At 66.8% G+C, this 659-nt stretch carries 1 protein-coding gene; it reads right to left on the bottom strand.

The window, feature by feature from the left end; translation table 11 throughout:
• Positions 1-659 (bottom strand): IS256 family transposase (locus tag AMD30_RS24310; RefSeq protein ID WP_156354432.1); only part of this gene is annotated, 659 nt, incomplete at both ends.

The raw sequence follows: 659 nt of genomic DNA on the forward strand, positions 1-659 counted from the left end.
TGTTGGACCAGATCTGGCGCCATACGTCGTCGGGGAACACGGTGAAGGCCAGCAGGTCTTCGCGGGCATCGCCAAGGTGGTCAGCAACGTCGGGCAGCCTGCCTTCGGTGTACTCCAACAGCCGATCGAACTGCTCGTTCACCGCGGTGGCCGTGGGTTGGTCATACACGCTGTGCAGCATCGCTTTCACGGCCGGGCACATGGACTTGGGGCACACGCCCATGAGGTACGCCGCGTAGTGGGTGCGGCACCGCTGCCACGCTGCACCGGGCAGGTTCGCCGCGATCGCGTCCACGAGCCCGGCGTGGGCATCGGAGGTCACCAGCCGCACCCCGCCCAGTCCGCGGGCCACCAGGTCGGCGAAGAAAGTGTTCCACGAGGCCTTGGTCTCACTGGTGGCGACCTGCATCCCGAGGACCTCGCGGTGCCCGTCGCCATTGACCCCGGTGGCCAGCAGGACGGACGCCTTGACGACCTGGTTGTTCTCGCGGACCTTGATCGTCAACGCATCGGCGGTGACGAACGTGAACGGGCCGGCATCGTCCAGGCGGCGGTGCCGGAACGCGGCCACCTGCTCGTCCAGGTCGGCGGCCATGCGTGAAACCTGCGACTTTGACAGTGAGTCGATGCCCAGGGTCTTGACCAGCTTGTCCATCCGG

This window comes from Gordonia sp. HS-NH1 (assembly GCF_001418765.1).
Lineage (GTDB): Bacteria > Actinomycetota > Actinomycetes > Mycobacteriales > Mycobacteriaceae > Gordonia.